Raw genomic sequence first — 26,254 nt, forward strand, 5'->3', positions numbered from 1 at the left:
GCACGAGCCACTGGCCCCGAGCTGAGCGAGGAATGATGACCACGGCGAAACAGTCGATAGCCGCGGACCCGTCCGCTCCCGATCACGAGGCGCTGCTCGGCGAGCTGGTGGAGGCGCTGCGGCGGGTCCGCCGCGGCGACCTCAAGGTGCGGCTGCCCCGCCGGGCCGGCCTGGCCGCCGAGGTGGCGGACGCCTTCAACGACGTGGTGTCGCTGCAGGAGCGGCAGCACCTCGACCTGCGCCGGATCAGCCGGATCGTCGGGCGGGACGGCCGGCTCACCGAACGCCTCGACGACGAGGGCCTGGACGGCTCGTGGGCGGAGGGCCAGCGGGCGATCAACTCGCTGATCGACGACCTGGGCCGGCCGACCACCGAGATCGCCCGGGTCATCGTGGCGGTGGCCGACGGCGACCTCTCCCAGCACATGGCGCTGGAGATCGACGGTCGCCCGCTGCGCGGTGAGTACCTGCGCATCGGCCGCACGGTGAACACGATGGTCGACCAGCTCTCGTCCTTCTCCAACGAGGTGACCCGGGTGGCCCGCGAGGTGGGCACCGAGGGCAAGCTCGGCGGTCAGGCGGACGTCCGGGGCGTGGCCGGCACCTGGAAGGACCTCACCGACTCGGTGAACACGATGGCGTCGAACCTGACCGGCCAGGTGCGGTCGATCTCGCAGGTGGCGACCGCGGTGGCGAAGGGCGACCTGTCGCAGAAGATCACGGTGGGCGCGCGGGGCGAGGTCGCCGAGCTGGCCGACACGATGAACTCGCTCACCGACACGCTGCGGCTCTTCGCCGAGCAGGTGACCCGGGTGGCCCGCGAGGTGGGCACCGAGGGCAAGCTCGGCGGTCAGGCGGAGGTGCCGAACGTCGCCGGCACCTGGAAGGACCTGACCGACAGCGTCAACTCGATGGCGTCGAACCTGACCGCGCAGGTGCGCAACATCGCCCAGGTCTCCACCGCGGTCGCCCGGGGCGACCTGAGCCAGAAGATCACGGTCGCCGCCCAGGGCGAGATCCTGGAGCTGAAGGACACCGTGAACACGATGGTGGATCAGCTGTCGTCGTTCGCCGACGAGGTGACCCGGGTGGCCCGCGAGGTGGGCATCGAGGGCAAGCTGGGCGGGCAGGCCCAGGTGCGCGGGGTCTCCGGCACCTGGCGCGACCTGACGGAGAACGTCAACCAGCTCGCCGGCAACCTGACCAGCCAGGTCCGCAACATCTCGCAGGTCTCCACCGCCGTGGCGAAGGGTGACCTGTCGCAGAAGATCACCGTGGACGCGCAGGGCGAGATCCTGGAGCTGAAGAACACGGTCAACACGATGGTGGATCAGCTGTCGTCGTTCGCCGACGAGGTGACCCGGGTGGCCCGCGAGGTGGGTACCGAGGGCAAGCTGGGCGGCCAGGCCCAGGTCAAGGGCGTCAGCGGTACGTGGCGGGACCTGACCGACAACGTGAACTCGATGGCGTCGAACCTGACGTCGCAGGTTCGCAACATCGCCTCGGTCACCACGGCCGTGGCGAAGGGTGACCTGTCGCAGAAGATCACGGTGGACGCCCGGGGCGAGATCCTGGAGTTGAAGTCCACGGTGAACACGATGGTGGATCAGCTGTCGTCGTTCGCCGACGAGGTGACCCGGGTGGCCCGCGAGGTGGGTACCGAGGGCAAGCTGGGCGGCCAGGCGGAGGTCAAGGGCGTCAGCGGTACGTGGCGGGACCTGACCGACAACGTGAACTCGATGGCGTCGAACCTGACGTCGCAGGTGCGCAACATCGCGTCGGTCACCACCGCGGTGGCGAAGGGCGACCTGGGCCAGAAGATCACCGTGGACGCCCAGGGCGAGATCCTGGAGCTGAAGAACACGGTCAACACGATGGTGGATCAGCTGTCGTCGTTCGCCGACGAGGTCACCCGGGTGGCCCGCGAGGTCGGCATCGAGGGCAAGCTCGGCGGCCAGGCGCAGGTGAAGGGGGTCTCCGGCACCTGGCGGGACCTGACCGAGAACGTCAACCAGCTCGCCTCGACGCTGACCACCCAGCTCCGGGCGATCGCCCAGGTTTCCACCTCGGTGACCCGGGGCGACCTGACGCAGCGGATCGCGGTCAAGGCGCAGGGCGAGGTCGCCGAGCTGAAGGACAACATCAACCAGATGATCGTCACCCTCCGGGAGACGACCAAGAAGAACGCCGAGCAGGGCTGGCTGGACTCCAACCTTGCCCGGATCGGCGGCCTGCTCCAGGGCCAGCGGGACCTCGGCGAGGTGTGCCGCATGATCATGATGGAGGTCACCCCGCTGGTCGACGCGCAGCTCGGCGCGTTCTTCCTGGCGGACAGCTCCGACGGCAGCATGCGGCTGCGGCTGACCGCGTCGTACGGCTACGTGGCCCGCGGGCACGACGTGACGTTCGGGCCGGGTGAGGGTCTGGTCGGGCAGGCCGCCCTCTCCCGCCGGACGATCCGGGTCAACGCCCAGCCCGACGGGCGGCTCGTGCTCCGCTCGGGGCTGGCCGAGACGCCGCCGGCCGACCTGGTGGTGCTGCCGGTCCTGTTCGAGGGCGAGCTGCTCGGCGTGATCGAGTTCGCCGGGGTGACCACCTTCTCCGACCTGCACCTGGCGTTCCTGGAGCGGCTGGTGCTCACCATCGGCCTGGCGGTGAACACCATCCAGGCCAACCGGCGTACCGAGGAGCTGCTGGCCCAGTCCCAGCGGCTCGCGCACGAGCTCCAGGAGCAGTCGGCGGAGTTGCAGCGGACCAACGCCGAGCTGGAGGACAAGGCCCAGCTGCTCTCCGAGCAGAAGGGCAACATCGAGACGAAGAACCGGGAGATCGAGCTGGCCCGGCTCGGCCTGGAGGAGAAGGCGCAGCAGCTCACCCGGGCGTCGGCGTACAAGTCCGAGTTCCTGGCGAACATGAGCCATGAGCTGCGGACGCCGCTGAACTCGTTACTGCTGCTGTCCCGGCTGCTGGCCGAGAACTCAGAGCAGAACCTCACCCGTAAGCAGATCGAGTTCGCCCGGACGATCCACAGCGCCGGATCGGACCTGCTCTCGCTGATCGACGACATCCTCGACCTCTCCAAGATCGAGGCTGGTCGGATGGACGTGGAGCCGACCGAGGTGCGCTTCTCCGAGATCCGCGGCTACGTCGAGCAGGCGTTCGCGCCGCAGGCCGAGGAGAAGGGCCTGGACTTCCAGGTCCGGGTCGACAAGGACCTGCCGGCGGCGCTGGTCACCGACGCGCAGCGGTTGCAGCAGATCCTGCGCAACCTGCTCTCGAACGCGGTGAAGTTCACCGACCACGGCGCGGTGACGCTGCGGATCGGGCTGGCGCCGGAGAACGCGGTGTTCGACCTGCCGGCGTTGACCAACGCCCGGCAGGTCATCGCCTTCACGGTGATCGACACCGGCATCGGCATCTCGGACGACAAGCTGTCGTTGATCTTCGAGGCGTTCCAGCAGGCCGACGGCACGACCAGCCGGCGGTACGGCGGCACCGGGCTGGGGCTGTCGATCAGCCGGGACCTGGCACGGTTGCTCGGCGGCTCGATCACCGTGTCGTCGGCGCCCGGGCAGGGCTCGACCTTCACCCTCTTCGTACCGGACGTGCTGGCGCCGGACGCGGTGGTGGCGCCGCTGCCACCCTCGCCGAGCCGCGCGGGCCTGCCGTCGTCGCTGCTCATGCCGATGGAGCTGCCCGAGGCTCAGGAGACGCCGGCGACCCGGCGGCTGGAGGGGGTGACGGTGCTGATCGTCGACGACGACGTCCGCAACGTCTTCGCGCTGACCTCCGCATTGGAACTGCACGGGATGACCGTGTTGTACTCGGACAACGGGGCGGACGGGGTCCGCCTGCTGGCCGAGCATCCGGAGGTGGACATCGTGTTGATGGACGCGATGATGCCGGACCTGGACGGATACGAGACCACCCGGCAGATCCGGCGCAATCACCGCTTCGCTGACCTGCCGATCGTCTTCCTGACGGCGAAGGCGATGCCGGGCGACCGGGAGTCGGCGCTCGCGGCCGGTGGCAGCGACTACATCACCAAGCCGGTCGACCTGGACGAGCTGATCGAGCTCATGACGTCCTGGATCGGCCGGAGTCGAGGCGAGGAGCATTCGTGACCCAGATGGCCAAGGCGCTGCTGGTGGACGACCGGCGGGAGAACCTGATGGCCCTGGAGGCGATCCTCCAGGGGCTTCCGGTCCAGTCGGTGGCGGTGGAGAGCGGCGAGGCGGCGCTGAAGCAGCTCCTGGTCGACGACTTCGCGGTGATCCTGCTGGACGCGCAGATGCCGGACATGGACGGCTTCGAGACCGCCAGCCACATCAAGCGGCGGGAGCGCACCCGGCACGTGCCGATCATCTTCCTCACCGCGGCGGACAAGGACGCCCAGCTCGCGCTGCGTGGCTACGCGGTGGGCGCGGTCGACTACCTGACCAAGCCGTTCGACCCGTGGGTGCTGCGGGCGAAGGTGTCGGTCTTCGTCGAGCTGTGGGTGAAGACCCGGCAGCTCGCCGCCCAGTCGGACGTGGTGCGGGAGCGGGACGCCCAGTGGCGGGTGCTCACCGACGCGGTCGACGAGGCCACCACGCTGCTGCGGGCCGACGACGGGACGGAGGCCCGGGACCGGGCGGTGGACATCCTGGAGCAGGCCCGCTGGGGCAGCACTTCCTGACGGTCAGGCGTCGGCGATGCGGCCGTGCCCGGTAGCGGCGCGCCGGGCCCGCCACCGTTCGCCGAGGGAGTCGATCTCCTCCTGTACGAAGAGGAAGAAGTCCCGCATCTCGGCCACCCGCTCGCCGGCCGGGGTGGCGCGCCCGTGCAGGGCGTCGACGCCACCGCTGGCGATGTCGATGAAGTTCTTGTAGAGCCCGGTCTTCGTGACGGTGGCCTCGTACCAGGGGTTGTCCGGCATCCGGTAACGGTCCCGACGGGAGCCCTTGACCGGCTCGCGGACCAGCATCCCGAACTGGGTGAGGTAGCGAACCGCGCCGGAGACCGCCGCGGCGCTGACGTCGAGCCGCACGCCGATCTCGGCGGCGGTGAGCGGTTCGTCGGCGCTCATCACGGCGAAGAGCACCCGGGCGGCCATCCGGGGGAAGCCGACCTCCGCGAACGCCATCGCCATCCGTTCGACGAAGAGGTGAACCTCTGTTTCGTCGGGTCGGGGTGGGCTGGCGTCGGTCATCTGCCGCGTCTCCTTCGCGTTCGTCGCATCTGATCGTCTCTCAGATCTCACTGTCTTCACAACTTTGTGAAACGAGTGTAACTTCCGAAGTATGGAAACTCCCATTGAGGTGTCCGGCCTCGTCAAGACCTTCGGCCGCACCCGGGCGCTCGACGGGCTCGACCTCTCCGTCCGGGCCGGCGAGGTGCACGGCTTCCTCGGTCCCAACGGCTCCGGCAAGTCGACCACCATCCGGGTGCTGCTCGGTCTGCTCCGGGCGGACGCGGGGGCCGTCCGACTGCTCGGCGGTGACCCCTGGCGGGACGCCGTCGCCCTGCACCGCCGGCTGGCGTACGTCCCCGGTGACGTCACCCTCTGGCCCAACCTCTCCGGCGGCGAGGTGATCGACCTGCTCGGGCGGATGCGCGGCGGGCTCGACCCGAAGCGCCGGGCCGAGCTGCTGGAGTCGTTCGAGCTGGATCCGCGCAAGAAGGGCCGGGCCTACTCCAAGGGCAACCGGCAGAAGGTCGGCCTGGTCGCCGCCCTCGCCTCCGACGTCGAGCTGCTCATCCTCGACGAGCCGACCTCCGGGCTGGACCCGCTGATGGAGGGGGTCTTCCAGCAGTGGGTCGGCCGCGCCAAGGCCGACGGCCGGACGGTGCTGCTCTCCAGCCACATCCTGGCCGAGGTGGAGGCGCTCTGCGACCGGGTGACGATCATCCGCAACGGCCGGACCGTGGAGACCGGCACCCTCGGCGAGCTGCGCCACCTGCACCGCACCTCGATCGACGCCGAGCTCACCGGCCCGCTGGACGGGCTCGCCACCCTGCCCGGCGTGCACGACCTGCGGGTCGACGGCAACCGGGTCCGCTTCGACGTGGACACCGTCGCGCTGGACGCGGCGCTGCGCCGGCTCACCGAGATCGGTGTCCGGAGCCTGGTCAGCCAGCCGCCCACGCTGGAGGAGCTGTTCCTGCGGCACTACGAAACCACCGACGAGGTGGTCGCATGAGCACCCTCACCGGCACCCGCCACCTGGTCCGGCTGATCCTGCGCCGGGACCGCGTCCTGCTCCCGCTCTGGGTGCTGGTCCTCGCCGTGCTGCCCGTCTCGTACGCGAAGAGCTTCTTCGCGCTCTTCTCCACCGCCGCCGAGCGGGCCGCGTACGCCTCCGGCACCGCCCGCAACCCGTCGATCGTCGCCCTGCTCGGCCCCGTGTACGGCGAGAGCGTCGGGGCGCTGACCGCCCAGCGCGGCGGTTTCCTGCTGGTGATCGTCGCGCTGGCCAGCCTGCTCACCGTGATCCGGCACACCCGCACCGAGGAGGAGGCCGGCCGGCGGGAGCTGCTCGGCGGCACCGTGCTCGGCCGGCACGCCGGGCTGACCGCCGCCCTGCTGGTGACGTACGCCGCCGACCTGCTGCTCGGCCTGGTCACCGCCGTCGGGCTGCTCGGCACCGGCCTCCCGGCCGCCGGCTCGCTGGCGTACGGGCTCGGCACCGCGCTGGTGGGCGTCGTCTTCGCCACCGTCGGCGGGCTCGCCGCGCAGCTCACCGAGACGGCGGGCGGCGCGCGCGGGATCGGGATCGCCGTCCTCGGGGCGGCCTTCGGGCTCCGGCTGGTCGGGGACACCGCCCGCAACGACTGGCCGAGCTGGCTGTCCCCGCTCGGCTGGGCGCCCCGACTGCGGGCCTACGAGGGGGAGCGCTGGTGGGTGCTGGCGCTGCCGCTGGCGGTGACCGTGCTGCTCGCCGCGGCCGCGTACCGCATCTCGGTGCGCCGGGACCTGGGCGCCGGGCTGCTGCCGCCCCGGCTCGGGCCGGCCACCGCCGGGCCGGCCCTGTCCGGGCCGTTCGGCCTGGCCTGGCGCCTGCACCGGGGGCAGCTGCTCTGGTGGTCGGTCGGCTTCGGCCTGCTCGGTCTGATCCTGGGCGGGGCGGCGGAGGCCGCCGGGAAGTCGGTCGAGGGCAACCCGCAGCTGGAGCAGATCATGGCCCGCCTCGGCGGCGCGTCCGGGCTCGCGGAGGCGTACCTCGGTGCCACGCTGAGCCTGGCCGGGCTGGCCGCCGCCGGGTACGGCATCCAAGCCGCGCTCCGGATGCGGGCCGAGGAGACCGGCGGGCTGGCCGAGCCGGTGCTGGCCACCGGCGTGCACCGGACCGGCTGGCTGCTGTCGCACCTGCTCTTCGCCCTGCTCGGCCCGGTGCTGGTGCTCGCCGTCACCGGGTTCACCACCGGCCTGACCTACGGGCTGAGCGTGCGGAACGTGCCGGGCGAGCTGCCCCGGCTGGTCGGCGCCGGGCTGGCCCAGGTGCCCGCCGCCTGGGTGCTGGCCGGTTTCGCGGTGCTGCTCTACGGGCTGCTGCCCCGGCTCGCCTCGATGGCCTGGGCGGTGCTCGCGGTCTGCGTGCTGCTCGGTCAGCTCGGCGCGGTGCTGGAGCTGAGCCAGTGGCTGCTGGATCTCTCCCCGTTCACCCACACTCCGCAGGTGCTGCGTGACCAGTGGCCCGCCACCCCGCTCTGGGCGCTCTCCGCGCTGGCCCTGCTGCTGGCGGCGGCCGGCCTGACCGCCTTCCGCCGCCGCGACCTGCCCACCACCTGACCCTGCCACCGTTGATCAAGAGGTCTGCGTCGGGCATCCGGCTCCGGATGAGGCAGGCCTCTTGATCGGCCGAGGGGCTCGCGGGATGCGGGTCAGGAGGCGGTCTCGTTGCGGATCATCAGGGCGGAGCGGAGGCCGGTGATGTCCAGGACCCGGAGGAGGAAGTCGCCGACGTTGCTCAGCACCAGCAGGCTCTGCGCATGGCTGGCCTTGCGGCTGAGCACGACGAGGGTGCCGAGGCCCTGCGAGTCGCAGAAGGTCACCCCGCCCAGGTCGAGCACGATGCGGGGTGGGGGATCGGCCAGCACCTCATTGACGACGGTCGACAGCTGGGCGGCCGTGAGCATGTCGATCTCACCGGCCAGGCGAAGCACAGCTTCGTCGCCCGTTCGGTGTACGGTGATGGACAGTTCGGCACGATCCACCCGGTCACCCTATCGCGACCTCGACCACCCGGCCCGCCGAGCGGGTGCCGCTGGCGTCCCGCCGGGTGAGCCCGGTAACCCCGGTGCGGGGTGGCTGCCGATTCGCCGTCCGGCGCTGACACAATGACGAAATCGTGACCGATACCTTTTCCCCCGGATCCGGCCGCTACCCGGCCGACGCGCCGGCCTCCGAGGCCCTGTTCGACCGCGCCAAGGCCATCGTGCCCGGCGGGGTGAACTCCCCCGTGCGCGCGTTCCGTGCCGTCGGTGGCACGCCGCGCTTCATGGTCCGGGGGGAGGGTCCCTGGATGTACGACGCCGACGGCCGGCGCTACGTCGACCTGGTCTGCTCGTGGGGGCCGCTGATCCTCGGCCACGCGCACCCCGAGGTGGTGGAGGCCGTCCGCGAGGCGGCCACGTTGGGCACCAGCTTCGGCACGCCCACCCCCGGCGAGGTGGAACTGGCCGCCGAGATCGTCGACCGCACCCCGGTCGAGCAGGTCCGACTGGTCAACTCCGGCACCGAGGCCACCATGTCGGCGATCCGGCTGGCCCGCGGCTTCACCGGTCGGCCGAAGATCATCAAGTTCTCCGGCTGCTACCACGGCCACTCCGATGCGCTGCTCGCCGCCGCCGGCTCCGGCGTGGCCACCCTCGGCCTGCCCGACTCGCCGGGCGTCACCGGCGCGGCGGCCGGCGACACCATCGTGCTGCCGTACAACGACCTCACCGCGGTCGAGGCGGCCTTCGCGGCCGAGGGGCCGCACATCGCGGCGATCATCACCGAGGCCGCCGCCGGCAACATGGGCGTGGTCGCGCCGCGCGACGGGTTCAACCAGCGGCTCGCGGCGATCGCCCACGCGTACGGCGCGCTGCTCATCGTCGACGAGGTGATGACCGGGTTCCGGGTCTCCCGCGCCGGCTGGCACGGCGTCGACCCGTCCGACGCCGACCTGTGGACGTACGGGAAGGTGATGGGTGGCGGCCTGCCCGCCGCGGCCTTCGGCGGGCGCACGGAGATCATGTCCAGGCTCGCCCCGGCCGGCCCGGTCTACCAGGCCGGCACCCTCTCCGGTAACCCGCTGGCCTGCGCCGCCGGCCTGGCCACGCTCCGGCTCGCCGACGACGCGCTCTACCGGAAGCTCGACGACACGGCCGCCGTCGTGGGCAAGCTCGCCGCCGACGCGCTGGCCGCCGCCGGGGTCCCGCACCGCCTGTCGTACGCGGGCAGCATGTTCTCGATCTTCTTCACCGACGCCGACGTGGTCGACTACGACAGCGCCCGCACCCAGCAGGTGCCCGCGTTCAAGGCGTTCTTCCACGCGATGCTCGCCGCCGGCGTCTACCTGCCGCCGAGCGCGTTCGAGTCGTGGTTCGTGTCGGCGGCGCTGGACGACGCCGCCCTGGAGCAGATCGCCGCCGCCCTGCCGGGTGCGGCGACGGCGGCGGCAGCGGCGGGTCACGGGGGGGTAGGGACGTGAGCGAGACGGTGGTCCACGTGCTGCGGCACGGCGAGGTGTACAACCCGGAGGGCATCCTCTACGGCCGGCTGCCCGGCTTCCGCCTCTCCGAGCTGGGCGTCCAGATGGCCAAGGCCGCGGCGCAGGGGCTCGCCGAGCGGAACGTCGTGCACGTGGTGGCCAGCCCGCTGGAGCGCGCCCAGCAGACCGCCGAGCCGATTGCCGGGCAGTTCGGCCTGCCGGTCGGGGTGGACGAGCGGCTGATCGAGAGCGCCAACTGGTTCGAGGGTAAGAAGGTCTCGCCGGGCGACGGCTCGTTCCGCGACCCGCGCAACTGGTGGGTGCTGCGCGACCCGGTCACCCCGTCCTGGGGCGAGGCGTACCAGGCCATCGCGGAGCGGATGTTCGCCGCGCTGCACGCCGCCCGGGTCGCCGCCGAGGGGCGCGAGGCGGTGCTGGTCTCCCACCAACTCCCGATCTGGACGCTGCGCCGGTACGTCGAGCGCAAGCGGCTCTGGCACGACCCCCGCAAGCGGCAGTGCGGGCTGGCCAGCCTCACCTCGTTCCACTTCGACGGCGCCAAGGTCGTCGGCATCGGCTACTCCGAGCCGGCGGCCCACCTGATCGCGATCTCGCCGACCGCCCGGACGGCCAAGGGGGCCTGATGCGCACCCGGAGGCCCCTCGCCGCCCTGCTCGCCGCCGTCGCCGTCGCGACGGCGCTGGTCGGCTGCACCGCCGGCAGCGAGGAGAGCAAGTGCGCCAACTCCGGCGGCATCATCGAGTGCGCCCCGGACCAGCGTTCGGCGGCCCCGAAGATCGCCGGTGAGCTGCTCGCCGGCGGCAACTACGACGTCGCGCAGGCCCGCGGCCAGGTCGTCGTACTGAACTTCTGGGGCTCCTGGTGTGCGCCCTGCCGGGCGGAGGCCGACGACCTGGAGGCCACCTACCAGGCCACCAAGGGCGCCGGGGTGACCTTCCTCGGCATCAACGTGCAGGACAGCAAGGACAAGGCGGCCGCCTTCGAGGAGGGCCGGGTCACCTACCCGAGCCTCTTCGACCCGGCCAGCCGGCTCGCGCTGGCCCTGGACATCCCGCCGAACACCATCCCGGCCACCGTCGTCCTGGACCGGGACGGCCGGATCGCCACGGTGATCCGGGCCGCCGTCACCCAGGAGGGCCTGCGGCCGATCGTCGAGCGGGTCGCCGCCGAGCAAACGGTCTCCGGATCCCGCTGATGGGCGACGCGTTCCGCGAGGTCGCCCAGTCGGGGCCGCTGCTGCTGGCCATCGGCGCGGCGGCGCTCGCCGGCCTGGTCAGCTTCCTCAGCCCGTGCGTCCTGCCGCTGATGCCGGGCTACCTGTCGTACGTCACCGGCCTGGCCGGCGCCGACCTGGAGGGCCGGGCGCGGACCGAGGCCCGGCCGGCCGGCGGGGCTGCCCCGACCGACGCCCAGGCCGGCGGCGGGGTGGCGGTGGCGGCCGGTGGGGTGGCCGTCGCGGCCCGGCCGGCGGCCGCAGTCAAGGGGCGGGTGCTCGCCGGGACGCTGCTCTTCGTCGCCGGCTTCACCGCGGTCTTCACCGCCACCGCGATCCTCTTCTCCAGCGTCGGCAAGGTCTTCTTCCAGCACGAACGCGCGCTGGAGATCGCCATCGGCGCGCTGGTGGTGGTGCTCGGGCTCGGCTACCTCGGCGTGATCCCCGGCATGCAGCGGGAGTTCCGGATCAACCGGTTGCCCGCCGCCGGGCTGCTGGGCGCCCCGGTCCTCGGCGCGGTCTTCGCGCTCAGCTGGCTGCCCTGCACCGGCCCGACACTCGGCGCGGTGCTCGGCATGGCCACGGTCGGCGGGCAGACCGACCGCGCCGTGGTGCTGGCCGTGGCGTACTGCCTCGGGCTGGGGACACCGTTCGTCGTCTTCGGGCTGGGCTTCCACCGCCTGCTCGGGGTCTTCCGCGCCGTCCGGCGCAACAGCCGCTGGGTCACCCGGATCGGCGGCGCCCTGCTGATCATCATCGGCCTGGCGCTGGTCACCGGCGGCTGGCAGAGCTTCGTGATCTGGTTGCAGACGCACGTCGGCGTGGGCGAGGTGAGCATCTGATGACGACCGTGGACGAGCGGCCGGCCGCGCCGGCCGGGGCGCCGCGGCGACGGGTCAACCCGGTGCTGGCCCTGCTGCGCAACTCGTGGCGGCAGCTGACCAGCATGCGTACCGCGCTGATCCTGCTCTTCCTGCTCGCGGTCGCCGCCATCCCCGGCTCGGTGCTGCCGCAGCGTGGGGTCAACCCGGAGAACGTCAACCGGTACTTCATCGACCACCCCGACCTGGCCCCGAAGCTCGACCGGATCGGCGCCTTCGCGGTCTTCGGCTCGATCTGGTTCTCCGCGATCTACCTGCTGCTCTTCACCTCGCTGGTCGGCTGCATCCTGCCCCGGATCCGGGATCACCTGCGGGCGCTGCGGTCCCGGCCGCCGGCCGCGCCGAAGCGGCTCGACCGGCTGCCCCAGCACGCGGTGCTGGCGGCCCCGGCCACCGCGGATGCGCAGGCGATCGCCGCCGTGCTGCGCCGCCGCCGGTGGCGGGTCCAGGTGCGCGGGAACGAGGTCTCCGCCGAGAAGGGATACCTCAAGGAGACCGGCAACCTGCTCTTCCACATCTCGCTGGTCGCCGTGCTGCTCGGGGTCGCGCTCGGTTCCTGGTACGGCTGGCACGGCAACCGGCTGCTCGTCGCGGGCGCCGAGAACGCGTTCTGCAACACCCGGCAGCAGTACAGCGAGGCGTCCCTGGGCCCGCGCGTGGACAGCGCCGACCTGCCGCCGTTCTGCCTCACCCTGGACGACTTCCACGCGAAGTTCCTGCCGTCCGGTCAGCCGGCCAGCTTCCGGGCCACGGTGACGGTGGACGAGCCGGACGGGTCGAAGCGGACCGCCGACTTCTCGGTCAATTCGCCGCTGCGGCTCGGCTCGGCCAACGTCTACCTGCTCGGGCACGGGTACGCCCCGATCCTCAAGTACACCGACAGGTACGGCCGGAGCCAGACCAGCACGGTGCCGTTCCTGACCACCGGCGACGCGAACCTCACCGGCGAGGGCGTGGCCGCCTTCCCGGACGCCAACGTCGACCCGAAGACCGGCAAGCGGGCGCCGGACCAGCAGGTCGCCTTCGACGGGCTCTACCTGCCGACCGCCCCGGACGCCGCGCCGTTCGTCGCGTCGGCCTTCCCCGAGGAGCGGAACCCGGCGGTCGTGCTGGTCGCCTACCGGGGCAATCTCGGGCTGGACGCCGGGATCCCCGGGTCGGTCTACAAGCTCGATCAGCGGCAGGTCGACAACGGCAAGCTCAAGCAGCTCGGCGACAAGAAGCTCGGCGTCGGCGAGAAGTGGACCCTGGACGACGGCAGCACGCTGGAGTTCCTCGGCACCAAGCCGTACGTCACCCTCGCCGTCCGGTACGCGCCGGGGCAGTCGCTGCTGCTCGCCGCCTGCGTGGTGCTGCTCGCCGGGCTGATGGGTTCCCTCTTCGGCCGGCGGCGGCGGGTCTGGTTCCGGGTGACGCCCCCGGACAGTGGATCTCCGACGAACGGTAGTAGCTTGGTGGAGGCCGGTGGCCTGCCGCGCACCGAGCATCCAGGATTCGCCGACGAGTTCGCCCAGCTGGTCGCCGCGGTCCGCGACGACGAGCGGGGCGCCGGGCGGGCGCGAGAAGGAGTCGAGTGATGTCCGCACTCTCCGACCAGCTGATCATGTACGCGACCCTGACCTACCTCGTCGCGATGATCAGCCATGCCGTCGAGTACGCCCTCGGCAACGCCCGGGCGGTGTCGGCGAAGGCGGCCACCCCGGCCCGCGAGCTGGTCGGCGCCGGCGTCGGCGGTGCCGGCGGGACGGTCGAGGAGCCGGTCACCCCGGCCGAGTCCCGGCACAGCCGCTCGGCAGCCCGGGCCGCCCTGGCCGGGCGGATCGCCACCTGGCTCACCACGCTCGCCGTCGCGCTGCACCTGGGCGCGGTGGTCAGCCGGGGCATCGCCGCCGAGCGGATGCCCTGGGGCAACATGTACGAGTTCGTGCTGACCGTCACCTTCATCGGGGCTGCGGCCTGGCTCGCGGTGCTCTGGAAGCAGCCGTCGCTGCGTCGGCTCGGGCTGTTCCTCACCCTGGTCATGGTGCTGCTGCTGGCGTTCGCCCAGTTCAAGTTCTACGTGCAGGTCTCGCCGCTGATGCCGGCGCTCCAGTCGTACTGGTTCGTCGTCCACGTGTCGACGATCATCTTCGCCTCCGGCATCTTCCTGCTCGGCGTGGTGCCGGCGGTGGCGTACCTGATGCGGGCCGGCTGGGAGCAGGGGCGGCGCAGCTTCCCGTACACGCTGGCCCGCCGGCTGCCGGCGGCGGCCGGACTGGAGCGGATGACCTTCGCGCTGCACGCCTTCGCCTTCCCGATCTTCACCTTCGCGGTGATCGCCGGGGCGATCTGGGCCGAGGCGGCCTGGGGTCGGGCGTGGGGCTGGGACCCGAAGGAGACCTGGGCGTTCATCTCCTGGGTGGTCTACGCCGGCTACCTGCACGCCCGGGCGACCCCGAGCATCAAGCGGAACGTGGCCACCTGGATCGCCATCCTCGGCTTCCTGACCATGCTGATGAACCTGTTCGGGGTGAACTTCTTCTTCACCGGCCTGCACTCGTACGCCGGCGTCAGCTGACCGACGCCGACCGCCGGGAGCCCTCGGGGTCCCCGGCGGTCGCGTCGTTTCCGGGAATCAGGAGACGGTCACCGCCGCGGTGTCGTTGGCCGGGTTGTCATCCATGCGCGGGTAGTTGTGGAGGATCCGAACCTCGCCCGACACGCCGAGCGGGCCGTCGACCCGCAGGTCGAAGCCGACCAGGAAGGTCTCGCCGGCCGCGAAGACGCCCCCGGGCTTGGTGCAGTACCAGGTGACCGGGGTGGTCGGGTCCGACTCCTCCTCGCTGCCGCTCGGCCAGCAGTTCGCCGGGCGGTTGGTCACGGTGGTCCCGGTGGGTGCCGTGAAGGTGAACCGGGCCGCGTTGTCGCCGGAGATGGTGGCGTCCGGTACGCCAGGGCCGTCGTTGCGCAGGCCCATCTCGACCCGGACGGTGTCGCCGGCCGACCCGGTCGCGGTCGCGCCGAGCGCGACCACGTCGAAGGCGCCGTGGATCGCGCGCAGGTAGTACTGGCCGGACGGGTACTGGTGATCGGGTCCGAGCACGTCGACCGGCTCCCCCACCTGGCGCAGCCGTAGCGACTGGTCGGCGTCGCGGCGGGTGAAGGTCACGCCCGCGGGCAGCAGACCGGCGGTGTCGGCGGGGGCCACGGTCTGGGTGATCCGCTTGTCGCCGAGCGCGGCCGGACCGACCGTGGTGGCGAAGCCGCCGGGGACCTCGTACCGGGCGCCGGGGGCCAGTTCGCCGCCGATGGTGCAGACCACGATGGTGCTGAGCTGGTCACCGGCGCCGTACCGGCAGTTGCGGTAGGCGGCGGGCTCCAGGCCGACCGGGAAGCGGAGGGTGACGCGCAGGTCGTCCACCGGCCGGTCGCCCGCGCTGATCAGCCCCACCGGCATGGCGAGCCGGTCGCCGGTAGCCGTGCCGGTGACGTACTCGTCGACCACGTCGACCGCGTCCGGGCCGGCGTGCACGGTGACGGCGGCCTGCTGCGCCCATCCGTCGACGCCGTCGGCCAAAACGGTGTAGCTGATGGCCCCGGTCGCGCCGTCGGCGGCGCCGGTCACCGCCCGGAGCACGATCGGCAGGGTGCCGTTCAGGGTGCCGAACTCGTCCGGCGTGGCGGACGGGGGCATCGGACAGGTGACCGCCGCGGCGTCGGTGGCGCACCAGTCCGGGAAGGCGGCGGTGGCCACTCCCGTCAGCCCGGTCAGGTCGAAGGTCACCCGGGGGTTGGTCGCCCCGGTGCTGCTCAGAGCCAGGCCGGCGGTGCGGGCCGGGGCGCCGGTGGCGCCGACGGTGGTGTCGCCGAGCCAGCCGCTCACCCAGCCGGGGTCGGTCTCCGCCGACGCGGGGCTCGCCACCGCGCCGACCATCGTCGCGGTCGCGAGCGCCGCCGCGCCGACCCGGAATGCGCCGGTGTCGCGCACAGATCTCATCGGACTCCCTTGAGGAAGGTGGACCGACCGGGCATCGGGCCCGATCGGCGCGCCGATCCTAAGGGGAGGCGGTACCGGAGCTGGTCCCCGTCCCCGTCCCCGGGCGACGCCGGCTGAGCACGTCGTCGACCCGCAGGGTCACCTGGTACGCCACCTCGGGCAGGTCGGACAGGTCGAGGCGGTCGGCCCGGAGGGCGAACTGGGCGTGCAGCTCGCGGGCCACGGCGTCGCGGATCTCCACCAACAGCGGGGAGAGCCCGTCCGGGTCGCCCGACACGTACGCGTCGTCCATCGGCCCATCCTCCGCCGCGCCCAGCCGGGGCAGGGCCCCGTGGCTCCTGCCCCGGCTCCGGGGACGCCGAATTTCACGCCGGGACGGGGTCAGCCGCCGAACCACCCGGGCACGTCGAGGCGGAAGAAGTTGGCCGAGGCGACCGTCCGCAGGTCGTCCTCCAGCGCGGCGACGCGCTCGGGGCCGAGCGTCGCCGCCCAGCGGTCGCGCAGCTCGTCGAAGACGACCGCCGAGCGGCGCAGCCCGTCCAGGCCGCGTTCGGTCACCCGGACCAGCTTGCGCCGGGCGTCCGCGAGGTCGTCGGCGCGCTCGAGGTAGCCCAGGGCGACCAGCCGGTCCACCGTCTTGCCGGCGGCCTGCTTGCTGACGCCGAGACGTTGCCCCAGCTCGGAGGCGGTGGTGCCGTCGACGCCGACGGCCTGGAGGACGAAGCCGTGCGCCGGCCGCAGCTCCGGGTGCCCCTGCCGGGCCAGTTCGGCGTGCAGGTCGTCGATGAGCGTGCGAAAGCCGGCGAGCAGCAGCAGCGGCAGCGCGAAGCCGGGACGGTCAGGCGTTGCCATACTCGACAACCCCGTTTACTATTTGGTCAACCACGTTGACTACCCTATCCGAGGGGAACTGCCTTGTCCCGACCGGTCTTCACCGCCCACACTCCCGACACCGCGCCCGCCGCCGCCCGCCCGACCCTGGACGCCGTGCAGAAGAATTTCGGCTACCTGCCCGCCGCCGTCGCCCTGATGGCCGAGTCCCCCCAGCTGCTGAAGGGCTTCCTCGGCGCCAACGCCGTCTTCGAGGCCGGCAGCCTGGCCCCGGTGGAGCGGGAGGTCCTGGTCCTCACCGTGGCCACCCGCAACGAATGCCATCTCTGCGTCGCCATGCACACCCCCACCCTGTCCGGCCACGGCGGTACGCCGGAGCTGGTCGGCGCGCTGCGGGCCGGCACCGAACTGCCCGACGCGCGGCTGGAGGCGCTGCGCCGGTTCACCCTCGCGGTCCTCGACCACCGGGGCGCCGTCCCGGACGCCGACCTCGCCGCCTTCCTCGACGCGGGTTGGCAGCCCCGCCAGGCGCTCGACGTGGTGCTCGGCGTCGGCACGTACACCATCTCGACCTTCGCGAACCGGCTCACCGGCGCGCCGCTCGACCCGTCCCTGGCCGCGTACGCCTGGCAGCCGGCCGCCTGAGCCGGCTCAGCCGCGCAGGAACGGCAGCAGCAGGGCGGTCAGCTCGGCCGGGCGCTCCTCGAACAGCCAGTGGCCGCAGTCCTGCACCACCTCGCCGGTCACCGTGTCGGCGTACCGGCGGACCTGCGCGGCCACCTGCTCGCCGAGGCTGGCCCGGGCGCCCACGGCCAGGACCGGCATCGGCAGCCTGGCCGACCGGTACCCGGCGTTGTCCGCCACGTCCTGCGCGAACGCCCGGAACCAGTCGAAGCTGGCCCGCAGGTGGTCCGGGTTGCGCAGGTGCCGGGCGTACTCCTCGATGTCGTCCGGGCCGAGGCTGCCCTTGTTCACCATGATCGAGTCGGTGAAGCGGTCCACCCAGAGCCGCTCCCGGCCGGTGATCAGCTGCTCCGGCAGGCCGTTGCCGACGTTGAAGAAGCCGAAGTTCCACACCGCCGGGCCGGCGGGGGTCAGGGCCGGGATCTCGTAGAGGCTCTCGTCCGGGATCGGCGCCTCGGTGAGCACCAGCCGGGACACCACGTCGGGATGGGCGGCGGCGTAGGCGTACGCGACCATCGTCCCCAGGTCGTGGCCGACCAGCCGGATGTCGTCGCTCAGGCCGAGTCCGGTGAGCAGCCCGTGCAGGTCCGCGGCGAGCGTCTTCTTGTCGTACCCGCCGGCCGGGGCGTCGCTGTCGCCGAAGCCGCGCTGGTCCGGCGCGACCACCTCGAACGAGCGCCCCAGCTCGGGCAGCACGTGCCGCCACATGTGCCAGCACTGCGGATAGCCGTGCAGCAGCACCAGCGGGGGCCCGCTGCCGCCCCGTACGTAGTTGAGGGTGACCTCGCCGACCCGCGCCCGCTGCTCGGTGAACCCGGCCGGAACCCGTCCCTCGCCCATCGTCGCCCCCTCACCGCAGGATCGCTCGACTACCCGGCGGCGGCCCCGGCATGCCCGGGCCGCCGCCGGCATCGGCCGCGTCACACCACCCGGCGTCGGCGAGCGGGAGGCCGGTACGGGAGACTGGCTCCCATGGCGGCTCGTGGCTTCCCGTACACCGATCTCAAGGACTTCCTCGCGGCCCTGGAGCGCGCGGGCGAGCTGCGGCGGGTCAGCGTCCCGGTCGACCCCACCCTGGAGATCAGCGAGGTGGTCACCCGGACCGTCCGCGCCGGCGGCCCGGCGCTGCTCTTCGAGCGGCCGACCCGCGGCGAGATGCCGGTGGCGATCAACCTCTTCGGCACCGAGAAGCGGATGGCGATGGCGCTCGGCGTCGACTCCCTCGATGAGATCGGCGCGCGGATCGGCGCGCTGATCAAGCCGGAGCTGCCGGTCGGCTGGTCCGGCATCCGCGAGGGCCTCGGCAAGGTCATGCAGCTCAAGTCCGTGCCGCCGCGCAAGGTGAAGACCGCGCCCTGCCAGGAGGTGGTCTACTCCGGGGACGACGTCGACCTGAACCGGCTGCCCGGGCTCCAGGTCTGGCCCGGTGACGGGGGCGTCTTCCACAACTACGGGCTGACCCACACCAAGCACCCCGAGACCGGCAAGCGCAACCTCGGCCTCTACCGCCTCCAGCAGCACAGCCGGAACACCCTCGGGATGCACTGGCAGATCCACAAGGACTCCACCGCCCACCACGCGGTCGCCGAGCGGCTCGGCGAGCGCCTGCCGGTCGCGGTCGCGATCGGCTGCGACCCGGTGGTCTCGTACGCGGCCAGCGCGCCGCTGCCCAGCGACATCGACGAGTACCTGTTCGCCGGCTTCCTGCGCGGCGAGCGGGTCGAGATGGTCGACTGCCTCACCGTCCCGCTGCAGGTGCCGGCGCACGCGCAGATCGTGCTGGAGGGCTACCTGGAGCCCGGCGAGCGGCTGCCCGAGGGCCCGTTCGGCGACCACACCGGCTTCTACACCCCGGTCGAGCCGTTCCCGGTGCTGCACATCGAGACGATGACCATGCAGCGGAACCCGGTCTACCACTCGATCGTCACCTCCAAGCCGCCGCAGGAGGACCACGGCCTGGGCAAGGCCACCGAACGGATCTTCCAGCCGCTGCTCAAGCTGCTGATCCCGGACATCGTCGACTACGACCTGCCGGCCGCCGGGGTGTTCCACAACTGCGCGATCGTGTCGATCCGCAAGCGCTACCCGAAGCACGCGCAGAAGGTGATGAACGCGATCTGGGGCGCCCACCTGATGTCGCTGACCAAGCTGATCGTGATCGTCGACGCCGACTGCGACGTGCACGACTACAACGAGGTCGCCTTCCGCGCCTTCGGCAACGTCGACTACGCCCGCGACCTGCTCCTCACCGAGGGCCCGGTGGACCACCTCGACCACGCGTCGTACCAGCAGTTCTGGGGTGGCAAGGTGGGCGTCGACGCGACCCGCAAGCTGCCCACCGAGGGTTACACCCGCGGTTGGCCGGAGGAGATGACCATGTCGCCGGAGGTCACCTCCCTGGTCGACAAGCGCTGGAAGGAGTACGGGATCTGATGGCGGTCCTCGACGCGCCGGCCGAGAAGCCGGGCCGGGTGAAGTCCTTCCTCAAGCTCGTCACGATCGAGCACTCGGTCTTCGCGCTGCCCTTCGCGTACCTGTCCGCGCTCACCGCGATGCGGGTCGACGGCGGGCACGTCCGCTGGCTCGACCTGCTGCTGATCACCGTGGCGATGGTCGGGGCGCGCACGTTCGCCATGGCCGCCAACCGGATCCTCGACCGGCGGATCGACGCGCGGAACCCGCGTACCGCGAACCGGGAGCTGGTCACCGGGGCGGTGAGCGTGCGGACGGCCTGGACCGGCGCGGCGGTCGCGCTGGTGGTCTTCCTCGCCGCCGCCGCCCTGCTCAACCCGCTCTGCCTGGTGCTCGCCCCGCTCGCCGTGGTGCCGCTGGTCGTCTACCCGTACGGCAAGCGGTTCACCAACTGGCCGCACGCCATCCTCGCGATCGCCCAGGCGGTCGGCCCGGTGGGGGCCTGGCTCGCGGTGACCGGCACCCTCGCCGGCTCCGGGCCGGCCTGGCTGCTGGGCGCGGCCGTCGGCCTCTGGATCGGCGGCTTCGACCTGATCTACGCCTGCCAGGACGACGAGGTGGACCGGAAGATCGGCGTGCACAGCGTGCCCGCCCGGTACGGCCGGCGCTTCGCGCTGCACGCCTCCACCGTCGCGCACGTGGTCACCTTCGGGCTCTTCATCTGGTTCGGCGCGCTGGTCGGCTTCGGCTGGCTCTGGTGGATCGGCCTGGCGTTCACCGCGGTCGCGTTCGGCTACCAGCACCTGGTGGTCACCCCGACCGACCTGAGCAAGGTCAACCGGGCGTTCTTCACCGCCAACGGCTTCGTCGGCATCGCGCTCTTCGTCTTCGCGCTGCTCGACCTGGTGGTCCGGCTCGACCTGCGCCCCTGACCGGCGGGCTCAGGACCCGGGGGCGACCGGGTAGCGGGCGCTTTCCAGCGTCCAGTCCACCGTGCCGCGAACGGCGTGGGCCACCCCGTCGAGATGGGCGGTGACCGCCTCGTCCAGCGTCGGACCGAACGACGGCACCGCCGCGCGCAGCGCCACGAACCGGGCCATCCCCGCCCGCCAGCGCTCGGCCACCAGCTCCACCGCCGTCTCCACCGGTACCCGTTGCTCCGTCGCCACCGCCAGCACCAGGTTGTGGCCGCCGGCGCTGGCCCGGTCCTGCTCCAGCGACGCCAGGTCGTTGAACCAGGAGAGCAGGTCGTTGCCGAGGTGGGCGATCCGGCGCAGCGCGGGATGGTGGTAGACCGCGTCGGGTAGCGGCCGGCCGGCCGCGAACTCGATCAGCGGGTACGACACGTAGGCCGCCGAGGTCGCCCGGCGCAGCGCCACGTACTCCGCCACCCCGGGCGCCCGGCCGGTGGCCTTGGCCACCGCCTCCCGCCAGGCTCCGTCGAGGTGATCGGCGACGGCGTCGGTGAAGCGCGCCCGCCAGCGGGCCGGCATCCGCCGCCGCGGCTCCCGCCAGGCCTGTACGAGCAGCCGCCGCAGCGGCCCGGAGAAGCTGGGATGGCGCGCCCGCGGCCCCTCCCGCAGCAGGCCGAGCACCCCGTCCCGCAGCGCCCGGATCTGCGGTGGCGTCAGCCGGTCCGGCCGATCGCACGCGTCGTCGACCAGGAAGAACCAGGTGAACAGGGCGGTCAGCACCCGCAGGTCCGGCTCGGTGGCGTCCGGGAAGAGCCGGCCGGCGTACCGGGCGAAGCCGGCCCGGTCCAGCCGGTCCAGCGCCGCGGCGTCCAGCGGCAGGCCGAGGCGGGTCAGCTGGCCGAGCAGCCACACCTGCGTCGGGTCGGCGTACGGGGAGAGCCGGGGCGCGATCGGGCAGGCGGACCGCAGCGCCTGGAGCACCGCCTCCGTCATCCCGAACCCTCCCTCTGCCCGTGGATCGCCGACGGAAGCATGGCAGCTACCCGCGACGAGTGTGGTCCGGCGGGACAACGATGCGTGTCCCGGGACAAGCGGGACGCTCCGGACCCGTACCCGCCGGGGGTGCCCGCCCGGCTTCGGGACCGACCAGGCAGGCTTGTCGCATGCGTGAACCATGGGTGGTGGGCGTCTCCGGCGCCTCCGGCACGCCGTACGCGGCGGCGGTCGTCCGCGGCCTGCTGGACGCCGGCGAGGCGGTCGACCTGATCGTCTCGCGGGCCGCCCGGCTGACCATCCTCGACGAGACCGGCCGGCCGTTCCGGGACGGACACTGGGCCGAAGACCTGGCCGCCTGGCTGGGGCGCGACCTGGCCGGCGCGGACCTACGGCACTGGCCGGCGGGGGACCTCGCGGCGGGGCCGAGCAGCGGCTCCTACCGGGTCCGCGGCATGGCGGTGGTGCCGGCGAGCACCGCGGCCTGCGCGGGGATCGCCATCGGGCTCTCCAAGGACCTGCTGCAGCGGGCCGCCGAGGTCAACCTGAAGGAGCGGCGGCCGGTGGTGGTGGTGCCCCGGGAGACCCCGGTTACCCGCAGCCACCTGGAGCATCTCATCGCGCTGCACGACGCCGGCGCGGTGGTGCTGCCGGCCAGCCCCGGGTTCTACGGTGCCGGCGCGTCGGCGACCGCGCAGCAACTGGTCGACTTTGTGGCCGGCAAGGTGCTGGACGCGCTCGGCGTGCCCCACACGCTGTTCCGTCGCTGGTCCGGCGAACTGGCCGCGGCCCAACGGGACGCGGACCGGTCCTGACGGCCGGTCCGCGTGCCGATCCGTAGTCAGTACATGCCGGCGTTGGCCGGTCCGGGGCCGGTCGAAGCGGTCGGGCCCACGTTGCGTGGCTTGCCCATGTCCTCCGCCTCGTCCAGCATGCCCTCCCCCTCAAGCAGGGCCCGCACCTCGGATTCCCGAAACCGGCGATGCCCGCCTGGAGTCCGGATGCTGCCGATCCGGCCGGCCGCCGCCCAACGCGTCACAGTCTTCGGGTCAACCCGAAACAGCGCGGCGACCTCACCCGGTGTCAGCAGGCGATCTCCAGTGTCCACAGCCCCCTCCTCGCGTCGACGAAGCCCCCGGCTGAACACACTGCCCCCGGCCGGTGCGAGCCCAGAGCCGTCATGAGGGACGTATGGCAATTACAGCACCAGCGACCTGGCCTGTCCGCCAAAACGCGAAAAACGCACGGCTTGAGAAGTTAGTAAATGCTACCGGCAGAGAACTCCCATGACCATCTGTTTGTGAATGGGTACATGTTGTCACGTTCAACTGCTGCCGAGCGTCGGACGTTACGCCCCAACGGCTAGGGTCACAATCCGTGGACGCGATCGACCTGAGCCTTGTGGAACTGCTGCGCGGCAACGCCCGCCTGTCGTACGCCGAGCTGGCCCGCCAGGTGGGCCTCTCCGCCCCGGCCGTGCACGAACGGGTCGGCAAGCTGGAGAGCAGCGGGGTCATCCGGGCGTACCGGGCCGAGGTGGAGCCGGAGGCGATCGGGCTCGGCGTGACGGCGCTGATCGGCATCGTCGAGGACTCCGGCGGCGACACCGACGACGTGCTGGAGGCGTTCCGGGTGATGCCGGAGATCGAATCCTGCTACTTCATGGCTGGCGTGGAGTCCTTCCTGCTCAAGGCCCGGGTGGGCACCATCGCCGAGCTGGAGCAGCTGATCGTCCGGCTGAACCGCACCCCGGGCGTGGCCTCCACCCGTACCGGGATCGCGCTGTCGACCAAGTGGGAGAACCGCCCCCAACCCCTTGAGTTGCCGCCCGCCTGACCACTGCCCGCGCCGGTCGCTGATTCGTTCACGACATCAGCTCCACAGCGTCCCAGCAGCAGGGGTGGGCCGGCCAAAGTCCGCCGCGTCGGCGGTGCCGGCGCAGCGGCCCTGGCGCGGATGGGTTCCCGGCGATACCGTGCGCCGATGACGACGCCAGCGCCGCGAGCGGCCAAGGTGCGCGGAGCGGCGGTGGACGCCGGAGCCGCCGTGGTGACCGGGGCGGCCGGCGGGCTCGGCCGGGCCATCGCCGCCGCGCTGCACGCCGACGGCTGGCCCGTGCTCCTGACCGACCTGGACGCCGGCGCGGTCGCCGCCGCCGCGGCGCCGCTCGGCGGCTGGTCCCGGGCGCTGGACGTGCGCGACGAGGCGGCCTGCGCCGCGGTCGCCGCCGAGGCGGCGCAGTCCGGGCCCGGCGGGCTGGGGCTCTGGGTGAACAACGCGGGGATCCTGGTCACCGGGCCGTCCTGGGAGCACGATGCGGCGACCCGGCGGCGGGTGGTCGAGGTGAACGCGCTCGGCGCGATGACCGGGACCCTCGCCGCGCTGGAGATCATGCGGGCCCAGGGCCGCGGGCACGTGCTCAACGTCGTCTCGCTCGCCGGCCTGATCGCCGCCCCGGGCGAGACGGTCTACGCGGCCAGCAAGCACGCGCTGCTCGCGTTCAGCCTGGGTACCCTGTCCGACCTGCGGATGGCCGGGCTCCGGGGCGTACACGTGTCGTGCCTGTGCCCGGACGGGATCTGGACGCCGATGCTGCACGACCGGCTCGACGACCCCGGCGCGCTGGCCTCCTTCACCGGGACGCTGCTGACGCCGGAGCGGGTGGCCGCGCGGGCCGCGCGGCTGGCCCGCCGGCCCCGGCCGGTGGTCAGCCTGCCGCGCTGGCGCGGCGCGCAGGTCCGGCTCCTCGACGCGCTGCCCCGGCTCGCCCTCGCGCTCACCCCGGTGGTCCGAGCCGCCGGCCGGGCCGGGCAGCGCCGGCAGCGCCGCCGGGTCGGGCCGGACCCGAGCTGACCTCGCTTGTAACGTTGCCCGCGTGACACATCTGGACCGATGCGACGAGGCCAGCCGGACGTGGGTGACCGAGGCGATCGCCACGGTCGAGGCCGACGCCAACCGGTCCGCCGACACCCACCTGCTGCCCTTCCCGCTGCCCCGCGAATGGGGCATCGACCTCTACCTCAAGGACGAGTCGGTGCACCCCACCGGGTCGCTGAAGCACCGGCTCGCCCGATCGCTCTTCCTCTACGGGCTCTGCAACGGCTGGATCGGGCCGGGCACCACCATCGTCGAGGCATCCTCCGGCTCCACGGCCGTCTCCGAGGCCTACTTCGCCCGGATGCTGGGGCTGCCGTTCATCGCGGTGATGCCCGCCTCCACGTCGCCCGAGAAGATCGCCCAGATCGAGTTCCAGGGGGGTCGCTGCCACCTGGTCCAGGATCCGGCGAAGGTGGTGATCGAGGCGCGCTGGCTGGCCGAGGACTCGTGCGGGCACTTCATGGACCAGTTCACCTACGCCGAGCGGGCCACCGACTGGCGGGGCAACAACAACATCGCCGAGTCCATCTACGCGCAGCTCGCGCTGGAGCGGCACCCCGTGCCCGCCTGGGTGGTGGTGGGCGCCGGCACCGGCGGCACCAGCGCCACCATCGGCCGGTACGCTCGCTACCGACGGCTGCCGACCAAGCTCTGCGTGGTCGACCCCGAGAACTCCGCGTTCTACCCGGCCTGGCAGGCCGCCGACTGGTCGGTGCGGACCGACCGCGGCTCCCGCATCGAGGGCATCGGCCGGCCGTCGGTCGAGGCGTCCTTCCTGCCCTCGGTGGTGGACCGGATGGTCCAGGTGCCGGACGCCGCGTCGCTGGCCGCGATGCGGGCCGGTTCGACCGTGCTCGGCCGTCGGGTCGGCGGGTCGACCGGCACCAACTTGTGGGGCGCGTTCGGGCTGATCGCCGAGATGCTGGCGGTCGGGCGGACCGGGTCCGTGGTCACCCTCATCTGCGACGCCGGCGACCGCTACGCCGACACGTACTACGCCGACGACTGGGTGGCCCGTCAGGGGTTCGACCTCGCCCCGCACCTGGCCACCATCGACCGCTTCCTGGCCACCGGCGCCTGGCCGGCCTGACCGCCCGGTTCAGCGCGGGTCGATCCGCTCGGCCAGGCCGGGATAGCGGACCACGAAGCCGTCCGGGTCGACGTCCAGGTCGGCGGTGAAGGTGTCGCTGGCGAAGCGCACCCGGCCCGGCCCGAGCGAGGTGTAGGTCTGTTCGGCGGGGACCACCACCAGGCCCGGCACCAGCACCCAGGCGACGGTCACCCGACGCGCCTGGTCCGCCGGCCCTCGGCTCAGCCCGAGGCGGCGTACCGGCAGGGTGTTGAAGAGCGGGGAGCCGCTCAGGTCGATGTCGAGCGCGTCGGCCAGCCGGCCCGGGTCGTCCGTACCCGGCAACCCCGCCGGGGCGTGCCCGGCCGCGCGCAGCGCCGCGTCCAGGTCACCCTCCTCGCCGGTACGTACCCGCCAGCCGTCCCCGGTCCGCTCCAGCCGTACGGTCCGCGACCAGCCCGCCCCCTCGACCGCCGCCTCCAGCCGGGTGGCCGCCCAGTCCGGCCCCACCGTGAGCTGGTAGCGGCAGGTGTACGGGATCGGGTCCACCGCGAGCGCCACACCCCGCGCGGCGAGGCCCTGGCCGCCGTCGAGGAGGACATGCTCGGCCCCCGCGGTGTCCGTCCTGGTCCAGAAGAGCGACTTCGGCATGGTCGGCATGAACCGGACGTTACGCGACGGCGTGAACAGCGGCACGGGATGCGGA

General features: G+C 72.6%; 26 protein-coding genes. 17 read left to right on the forward strand and 9 right to left on the reverse strand.

What is annotated here, in order from left to right; genetic code table 11:
* Window positions 1–35: 35 nt before the first annotated feature.
* Window positions 36–4,124 (forward strand): hybrid sensor histidine kinase/response regulator, encoded by a 4,089-nt coding sequence (locus I8N68_RS06090; RefSeq protein ID WP_200208841.1) that lies wholly within the window; start codon window positions 36–38, stop codon window positions 4,122–4,124.
* A complete protein-coding gene (locus I8N68_RS06095; RefSeq protein WP_200208842.1) occupies window positions 4,121–4,678 on the forward strand; it encodes a response regulator in 558 nt (185 codons plus the stop codon). Before I8N68_RS06090 ends, I8N68_RS06095 begins: the two co-directional genes overlap by 4 nt.
* 3 nt (window positions 4,679–4,681) lie before the next feature.
* Here the strand turns inward: I8N68_RS06095 and I8N68_RS06100 are convergent, their stop codons facing one another.
* Window positions 4,682–5,191 (reverse strand): GbsR/MarR family transcriptional regulator, encoded by a 510-nt coding sequence (locus I8N68_RS06100; RefSeq protein ID WP_200208843.1) that lies wholly within the window; start codon window positions 5,189–5,191, stop codon window positions 4,682–4,684.
* A 91-nt stretch (window positions 5,192–5,282) separates the two neighbouring features.
* Between I8N68_RS06100 and I8N68_RS06105 the strand changes: the two genes are divergently transcribed.
* The gene (locus tag I8N68_RS06105; RefSeq protein WP_200208844.1) at window positions 5,283–6,182 is read left to right on the forward strand and encodes an ABC transporter ATP-binding protein; all 900 of its coding nucleotides are present in this window, start codon (window positions 5,283–5,285) and stop codon (window positions 6,180–6,182) included.
* Complete coding sequence (locus tag I8N68_RS06110) at window positions 6,179–7,771, forward strand: ABC transporter permease (RefSeq protein WP_200208845.1); 1,593 nt, start codon at window positions 6,179–6,181, stop codon at window positions 7,769–7,771. Before I8N68_RS06105 ends, I8N68_RS06110 begins: the two co-directional genes overlap by 4 nt.
* Before the next feature lie 92 nt (window positions 7,772–7,863).
* On the opposite strand, the gene I8N68_RS06115 is transcribed toward I8N68_RS06110, so the two are convergent.
* Window positions 7,864–8,196 carry an STAS domain-containing protein gene (locus I8N68_RS06115; protein WP_200208846.1) on the reverse strand — a complete coding sequence of 111 codons (333 nt, stop codon included), beginning with the start codon at window positions 8,194–8,196 and terminating at the stop codon, window positions 7,864–7,866.
* A 134-nt stretch (window positions 8,197–8,330) separates the two neighbouring features.
* On the opposite strand from I8N68_RS06115, the gene hemL reads away from it, so the two are divergent.
* Genes hemL through ccsB form a run of 6 tightly spaced genes read left to right on the forward strand, consistent with a single transcriptional unit; the run spans window position 8,331 to window position 14,349 of the window.
* Window positions 8,331–9,677: a glutamate-1-semialdehyde 2,1-aminomutase gene (gene hemL, locus I8N68_RS06120; protein ID WP_200208847.1), complete on the forward strand. Its 1,347-nt coding sequence runs from the start codon at window positions 8,331–8,333 to the stop codon at window positions 9,675–9,677.
* A complete protein-coding gene (locus I8N68_RS06125) occupies window positions 9,674–10,321 on the forward strand; it encodes a histidine phosphatase family protein (protein ID WP_200208848.1) in 648 nt (215 codons plus the stop codon). Before hemL ends, I8N68_RS06125 begins: the two co-directional genes overlap by 4 nt.
* Window positions 10,321–10,893, forward strand: a complete 573-nt coding sequence (locus I8N68_RS06130) for a TlpA family protein disulfide reductase (RefSeq protein ID WP_200208849.1) — start codon at window positions 10,321–10,323, stop codon at window positions 10,891–10,893. Before I8N68_RS06125 ends, I8N68_RS06130 begins: the two co-directional genes overlap by 1 nt.
* The gene (locus I8N68_RS06135) at window positions 10,893–11,753 is read left to right on the forward strand and encodes a cytochrome c biogenesis CcdA family protein (protein WP_200208850.1); all 861 of its coding nucleotides are present in this window, start codon (window positions 10,893–10,895) and stop codon (window positions 11,751–11,753) included. The genes I8N68_RS06130 and I8N68_RS06135 overlap by 1 nt, the downstream gene beginning before the upstream one ends.
* Window positions 11,753–13,369: a cytochrome c biogenesis protein ResB gene (gene resB, locus I8N68_RS06140; protein ID WP_200208851.1), complete on the forward strand. Its 1,617-nt coding sequence runs from the start codon at window positions 11,753–11,755 to the stop codon at window positions 13,367–13,369. Before I8N68_RS06135 ends, resB begins: the two co-directional genes overlap by 1 nt.
* Window positions 13,369–14,349 carry a c-type cytochrome biogenesis protein CcsB gene (gene ccsB / locus I8N68_RS06145; protein ID WP_200208852.1) on the forward strand — a complete coding sequence of 327 codons (981 nt, stop codon included), beginning with the start codon at window positions 13,369–13,371 and terminating at the stop codon, window positions 14,347–14,349. Before resB ends, ccsB begins: the two co-directional genes overlap by 1 nt.
* Before the next feature lie 57 nt (window positions 14,350–14,406).
* Here the strand turns inward: ccsB and I8N68_RS06150 are convergent, their stop codons facing one another.
* From I8N68_RS06150 to I8N68_RS06160, 3 genes are all read right to left on the reverse strand, one after another.
* Complete coding sequence (locus tag I8N68_RS06150) at window positions 14,407–15,768, reverse strand: hypothetical protein (protein WP_200208853.1); 1,362 nt, start codon at window positions 15,766–15,768, stop codon at window positions 14,407–14,409.
* A 58-nt stretch (window positions 15,769–15,826) separates the two neighbouring features.
* Window positions 15,827–16,060 carry a hypothetical protein gene (locus I8N68_RS06155; protein WP_200208854.1) on the reverse strand — a complete coding sequence of 78 codons (234 nt, stop codon included), beginning with the start codon at window positions 16,058–16,060 and terminating at the stop codon, window positions 15,827–15,829.
* An 89-nt stretch (window positions 16,061–16,149) separates the two neighbouring features.
* Window positions 16,150–16,620: a MarR family winged helix-turn-helix transcriptional regulator gene (locus tag I8N68_RS06160; protein ID WP_200208855.1), complete on the reverse strand. Its 471-nt coding sequence runs from the start codon at window positions 16,618–16,620 to the stop codon at window positions 16,150–16,152.
* A 63-nt stretch (window positions 16,621–16,683) separates the two neighbouring features.
* Here I8N68_RS06160 and I8N68_RS06165 point away from each other — a divergent pair, with 63 nt between their 5' ends.
* A complete protein-coding gene (locus I8N68_RS06165; RefSeq protein ID WP_200208856.1) occupies window positions 16,684–17,244 on the forward strand; it encodes a carboxymuconolactone decarboxylase family protein in 561 nt (186 codons plus the stop codon).
* 6 nt (window positions 17,245–17,250) lie between these two features.
* On the opposite strand, the gene I8N68_RS06170 is transcribed toward I8N68_RS06165, so the two are convergent.
* Window positions 17,251–18,123, reverse strand: a complete 873-nt coding sequence (locus I8N68_RS06170; RefSeq protein WP_200208857.1) for an alpha/beta fold hydrolase — start codon at window positions 18,121–18,123, stop codon at window positions 17,251–17,253.
* Between the two features lie 132 nt (window positions 18,124–18,255).
* Here I8N68_RS06170 and I8N68_RS06175 point away from each other — a divergent pair, with 132 nt between their 5' ends.
* Window positions 18,256–19,716: a menaquinone biosynthesis decarboxylase gene (locus I8N68_RS06175; protein WP_200208858.1), complete on the forward strand. Its 1,461-nt coding sequence runs from the start codon at window positions 18,256–18,258 to the stop codon at window positions 19,714–19,716.
* Entirely contained in the window at window positions 19,716–20,627 is a 912-nt protein-coding gene (gene mqnP / locus I8N68_RS06180; RefSeq protein WP_200208859.1) for a menaquinone biosynthesis prenyltransferase MqnP, read from the forward strand. The genes I8N68_RS06175 and mqnP overlap by 1 nt, the downstream gene beginning before the upstream one ends.
* 9 nt (window positions 20,628–20,636) lie before the next feature.
* Here the strand turns inward: mqnP and I8N68_RS06185 are convergent, their stop codons facing one another.
* A complete protein-coding gene (locus I8N68_RS06185) occupies window positions 20,637–21,602 on the reverse strand; it encodes a terpene synthase family protein (RefSeq protein WP_200208860.1) in 966 nt (321 codons plus the stop codon).
* A gap of 170 nt (window positions 21,603–21,772) precedes the next feature.
* On the opposite strand from I8N68_RS06185, the gene I8N68_RS06190 reads away from it, so the two are divergent.
* Complete coding sequence (locus I8N68_RS06190; RefSeq protein WP_200208861.1) at window positions 21,773–22,417, forward strand: UbiX family flavin prenyltransferase; 645 nt, start codon at window positions 21,773–21,775, stop codon at window positions 22,415–22,417.
* A gap of 26 nt (window positions 22,418–22,443) precedes the next feature.
* Here the strand turns inward: I8N68_RS06190 and I8N68_RS06195 are convergent, their stop codons facing one another.
* Complete coding sequence (locus tag I8N68_RS06195) at window positions 22,444–22,710, reverse strand: BldC family transcriptional regulator (protein WP_091603534.1); 267 nt, start codon at window positions 22,708–22,710, stop codon at window positions 22,444–22,446.
* Between the two features lie 269 nt (window positions 22,711–22,979).
* Between I8N68_RS06195 and I8N68_RS06200 the strand changes: the two genes are divergently transcribed.
* The 3 genes from I8N68_RS06200 (at window position 22,980) to cds1 (ending at window position 25,569) form a co-directional block, all read left to right on the forward strand.
* Complete coding sequence (locus I8N68_RS06200) at window positions 22,980–23,438, forward strand: Lrp/AsnC family transcriptional regulator (protein WP_200208862.1); 459 nt, start codon at window positions 22,980–22,982, stop codon at window positions 23,436–23,438.
* 147 nt (window positions 23,439–23,585) lie between these two features.
* Complete coding sequence (locus I8N68_RS06205) at window positions 23,586–24,455, forward strand: SDR family NAD(P)-dependent oxidoreductase (protein ID WP_200208863.1); 870 nt, start codon at window positions 23,586–23,588, stop codon at window positions 24,453–24,455.
* 22 nt (window positions 24,456–24,477) lie between these two features.
* Window positions 24,478–25,569, forward strand: coding sequence for an L-cysteine desulfhydrase Cds1 (cds1, locus tag I8N68_RS06210; RefSeq protein WP_200208864.1), 1,092 nt, complete (start codon window positions 24,478–24,480; stop codon window positions 25,567–25,569).
* A 9-nt stretch (window positions 25,570–25,578) separates the two neighbouring features.
* On the opposite strand, the gene I8N68_RS06215 is transcribed toward cds1, so the two are convergent.
* Complete coding sequence (locus tag I8N68_RS06215) at window positions 25,579–26,199, reverse strand: putative glycolipid-binding domain-containing protein (protein ID WP_200208960.1); 621 nt, start codon at window positions 26,197–26,199, stop codon at window positions 25,579–25,581.
* Window positions 26,200–26,254 lie beyond the last annotated feature (55 nt).

The sequence above is a fragment of the Micromonospora coerulea genome, assembly GCF_016598485.1.
Taxonomy (GTDB): Bacteria; Actinomycetota; Actinomycetes; order Mycobacteriales; family Micromonosporaceae; genus Micromonospora; species Micromonospora coerulea.